Consider the following 5,128-nt stretch of genomic DNA (forward strand, 5'->3'; position numbering starts at 1 on the left):
AACCGTAAAAGCTGATTAAATCAGAAGAGTGAACACATTTTTAAGGCTGGAGGCTCTAAATGCTTTATAACTGCTGGTAAAATCATAAACTACAGTTGATTGTGGAATTTAGATGCGTTTGCCCTGCTGAAACCTAATATACATATCGGCAATTCTATAGAAAAACTTGAGGAAAAGAATATTGAGGATAAAATAAAGGTTATAACCAAAGAAAACAAAATGGTTATAACCATCTATATCCCTCATATGATAGAGATTACAGATGAAGACTCGAAAGAGGTAGAGATAATAAGACTTCTTGAACTTAGGAATTTATCAGGGAGAAAACTTTTTACCCAAGCAGAAGTGGGTAGACTTTTTGAATTATCTCGGCAAATGATTAATCGGCGGGGGGTGGCATTAACAGGGATGGAATAGGTTGATTGGCTAATGATAGATTGGGTAGAGGATTATAATAGTTTGTCACCGCCTTTAAATAGGCTAAAAATGTCAAACGACAGAAAAGAGGTAGAAAAATGGGGTAAAATGGCAAAATCCCCTTGAAAAATCTATAAACTAACCACAAGTCCCAAATTGTGAACGCTCCCCCATTTTATTCCTCTCAGGGCAACTTTACACAATAATGATCAGAATACTCTTTCCAGTACAGATATTTCTCCCCATCGGTAGTACGAGATTGAGCATCGAGATAAAAGCGATAAGCACAAGTTTCTGGAGTTGGGGTTCCGTTAAGAGTAGAAATACAAATATCATAATTCTCTTTTCCTATCCATTCTGGTCCTATAGCAAGATTATATGATTCAGAGTCAATTACTCCTGAGTGGTTATGTCCCCAGGTAAAGCCTAAAGTCCAATATTGGAGGTAGCCTTTTGGATGTTTGGCCGTAATGTTAAAGGTTAAATCCTCACCACCGGTAAGATCTATCTGGCCGCATTCTGCTACTACCTGAGAGGAAGCACCACACGTAGTACATGTACTTACACTGTTTATCGTAACTTCAAGTGGCGTATTATCAATAGTAATCGTGAAAGTGCTTAGTTCATTTGAGGCCATATATAAGTCATGTGTTGGTGGGTTGTTCACCATCGCGACAGGCAAACCGCCAACTTTAGCATAACATTTTAGCCTCATGGTATATGACCCTTCTAAACCACCTGTCCTCCACAGGGCTATGATGTCAGGATACATCCAGTATTCATTTGGAACAGGGGTAGGTATTTCATACAAATCTGACTCTGCTCCGACGGTTTTGGGCCCCAGATTAACTGTTTGGGCTGTCACATGTCCATCCCGATGAACAGTGTATTTTATATTATTCAAGGAATCTCTCAGATGTTCAAAGTCTGCCTCATTGGGGCTATCAGCTCCTTGTTTGATAAGAACCTGATAATATTTTACCGGAGAGTTACTTGTACCAAACTGTCCATATATCCTTATAGTGCCCCCAAATGGGGAGTGCTGGTACTCTGGAATATAGAGATTATTTGCAGTTGTTTGGGTAACACTGGCCAGACCAAGAAAGGGGCTGGTGTAGTCTTGAATAATAACATCACCAAAATCATCCTTAAAAGGCACATTGCCCACTCGCGTAAAGAGAAATCCTCCGGCAGTAGTAGTTCCCGAATATTTACCAGCCTCAAATTGGGGACTTTCAATTTCAATATCAACACGCTGATGGGTAGCAGGAGCCCCAGGAATCGTCTTTGTTCCTTCATAAAGGAGATGCTCAAGCCCATCGATATTCTGAGTGGCTTTTAATCCAATCGTCAAGTCTCCAGCACCCCAGGAAGGGAATTCGATAGTATATGCCCCATACTTGCTGGCGGTTGTTCCTGCTCCTGCAATAGCAGGCGGAGAAGTAATCTCAATATAGGCAAAAGGGTAATCCAATGTAGCCGTTCCTTTTATCGTTACCTTACCGTGAATACGATAGCCCATTGCCTCAGTATGTGTCAGGGTAATGCAGCTCAGGGCAACCAACCCTACTATTACGAATCTACTTCTCTCCAGAGTATGTCTGAAAAAACCTCCTCCAATTCTACTAATTTGATACCACATAATTAACATCCTCCTTTCTCTGTCCTTACAGAGTCTTTTTTTATTTAACAGCCATCTATGGCTGTGCTTACTCAAACCATCAGTGCCTTCAGAATTTAAATACAAGGCCTGAATGAAGATGAATAAATCCTGTTTTATCACCATCAAAGATATGATGGTAATCCCCACCAAGTTCAACAGAGAAATTTTTACTTACCGGATAAGCAATCCCTGCTCCCAGGTTAAGGCCCAATTCATTGTTTCCTCCTTTGAGCCGATACAACCCAATTCCTCCTCCAATATACACGCTATTTTTGGGGTTAGGGAAGTAATGGCGAATATTCTCAGAGAGATGCAAGATATAAGCACTTGAGCTTCCTGGACTCTTGGCTCGAAATTGATTATATCCAACCATTGTTACCAGAACATTGTTAGAAGAGAGCGGATAGTCAAAGTCAAGGATAAAGTTAAAACCCTCGCCGTAATCATCTCCAAAATCACCCGTGGGTACAGCCATTCCGTTATGTATGCTCAACAAACGCTTTTGTGTTACCGGGGGAATAGGAACGGGAATTTTTACCGGCTTAAATTCTGTTCCCTTTATTTTGAGGTAAACCCGAGCCTCTTTTCCACTGTCTACTTTTATAAGTTGGGTATAAGAGGTATCTACATTATCCTCGATCTTTCCTTCTAAACTTCCTCCCTCCACTGCGATAGAGAAATCTCTGGCACAACCGGGATAAAGAGGATTCCCATAAATATCTGCGGCCAGGATGTTTGCTTTTACTAACCGAGAGCCATCAGGCAAGTCTTTAACCGGTGAAATTTCAATTTTAGATTGTGTCGGATCTATTCGGGCTGCATCTACAAAAGCCGAAAGGGTGTATTCGCGATGGAATTGCACAGGAGACGCGGAGTTAGACTTTGCTTCAATGTTGAACCGATAATTTCCCAGAACCCTGGTATCGGTATAAACGCCCGTATAAATCCCATCCCCGGCTCGTAGATCAGCTCCTAAACCATCGTCCTTGAGGAAGATGTTTTTTATGCCATAGTCAACCAGGGTTTCTTTTCCTGACACCTCTTGCAGATGCCTAATAAGAGCAGACTGCCTGGAACTGTCCGGTGAAGAACCAGTTAATATGCTATCCCATTGCAGACTCTTCAACCCACCTCTTACAATAGAACCCAAAGATTGTTTTGGGGTGACCACTTTAACTCTCACTACTGCATCCGTAACCGGCACAAGATTATTAAGAAGTCTTGTCTTAACAACGATGGGATCCCCGGCTGCCCATTTTTCCTTTGGTAAGTAAGAGTACATTCTTAACCCTACCCTGTCAGAGAAGACTACGGCCATATAATTCTCCTTAACCTGAACATGAACATGGGAAGGAACATGGGTAAAATAAATATCATCGTTATACGGATAGTCCGCGGGTGAAATAATTTGGTATTCCCATTTTCCGGGGGTCAGGGCAGGTAAAACAACCCGGACAATCTGATAAATATCTCCGTCTATTACGGTGATATTCGGGTCTGCCTTTAAATCTGCTGTATTCATCCAAATACCCATAGGAGGCTTTATGGCCAGGGATAATTTAGTCTCCGGATTATTCCAGCTCACCGCAAAAATTACCTCATCACTTACCGCATCTACCTCGACTTCATAGATATCATCTCCACCACCTGTTATCCCTTTATCAATCCTGATAATATCATCACTATGAATCTGTCCTCGAATTAAAGCATAACACTCTGCCAGATCATTAGGACCAGGTGCAAAGAAGAACTTTCCTCCCGTAGTTGTTCCTATCCATTCCAGAAGGGCTTTAGCTCCGGTATTCCAATAAAACCCTTCACCTAAGGCTATAGTATAGATACTATGATAGTCATTGACCCAGGAGTCAATTGAGGGCCAAATATCAGCCACATCCGGTTCTACATTCTCTTCACCATCAGAGAGTAACACCATAGCCTGACGCAAAGCAGGACTGGCAACGGCTGTTAATTGATCCTTGCCAGTAACCAGACCAGCGCCTATGGGGGTACATCCGTCGGCGGTCAAAGATTCAATACTGGCGGTAGCTGCATCTGTCTCTGGACAGGGAGGAGATGCAGAAAGTTCGGTTAGCGGATACTCTACAACAGTATTATTCATGGCATAATCAGTACATAGAGGAGCACCAAAACTGACCACACCTATCTTATCCCCCTTATTCAATAAATTAACAAAATACTGGGCGTCGACTTTAGCCCATTCGAGAAAACTCCTGCTTGCTGTTTCATAGTATCCCATACTCCCAGAGGTATCATGAACCAGAACTACATCAGCCGTAGTAGGGCTTGTTCCCATTCCATCAGTGTGTGTTCCGAAATTATAATAAGAGTAAGCAACATTGTTGGAAGTATCTTCATCCGCTCCATACTCCAATACTGCCTTAAGATAGAATTTTGTATGAAGAAGTCCGGAAATGGTCCATGTCCCTTGCCAGATAGAAGGGCTGCCCGGCCATAAGTCCCCCCCAAAGTCTATCGTTTTATAGTCAGCCGGAGACCACAAGAATTCATCTGGTGGGCTGCTGCCCGGATTATCCGTTGTTGTGGGTTGATAATAAAGTCTTACGGTAACACTACAGTTGGGGATAGGCTCACCACCTGAATTCTCGAATCTGACATAAACCCAGTTGTCAAAATTCAGCCCCCCATATTCCGGATCAGCTGAATCAAAAGGAACATTAAGTTTAATATCCGGGGACCGCCATGAACTATCCCAATTCTCAATAGCTACCCCATAATTAGTTTCCGCCATAACAGAAGGGATAGGGGAAAGAATTCCCATAATGGACGTAACCATTACCGCAACTAAAATTTTTCTCATTAATTCAAATCGGTTTATTCTATACATAGCCATCATCTCCTTTTAGATGTTTAGGCAGGTGGACAAATCTCCTGCTCCCTTGACTGATAGGAAATTGCTTTTGGGTGCATTTTGGATGTTACCTTCACTTTTGCCTATTGGGGAAATATTTTACCAAAATCTTTCCCTATTGTCAACAAAAATTTTTAACTGATCACCAAAAAATCAAA

The 5,128-nt window shown here is 42.0% G+C and carries 3 protein-coding genes; 1 reads left to right on the forward strand and 2 read right to left on the reverse strand.

Annotated elements, in window-relative coordinates:
* Positions 1–99: 99 nt before the first annotated feature.
* Positions 100–417: a hypothetical protein gene (locus AB1414_15140; GenBank protein ID MEW6608756.1), complete on the forward strand. Its 318-nt coding sequence runs from the start codon at positions 100–102 to the stop codon at positions 415–417.
* Between the two features lie 184 nt (positions 418–601).
* On the opposite strand, the gene AB1414_15145 is transcribed toward AB1414_15140, so the two are convergent.
* Entirely contained in the window at positions 602–2,059 is a 1,458-nt protein-coding gene (locus AB1414_15145) for a hypothetical protein (GenBank protein ID MEW6608757.1), read from the reverse strand.
* Between the two features lie 88 nt (positions 2,060–2,147).
* Positions 2,148–4,946, reverse strand: a complete 2,799-nt coding sequence (locus tag AB1414_15150) for a choice-of-anchor X domain-containing protein (protein MEW6608758.1) — start codon at positions 4,944–4,946, stop codon at positions 2,148–2,150.
* Positions 4,947–5,128: the final 182 nt, after the last annotated feature.

The sequence above is a fragment of the bacterium genome (assembly GCA_040755795.1).
In the GTDB taxonomy this organism is placed as follows: Bacteria; UBA9089; CG2-30-40-21; order CG2-30-40-21; family SBAY01; genus JBFLXS01.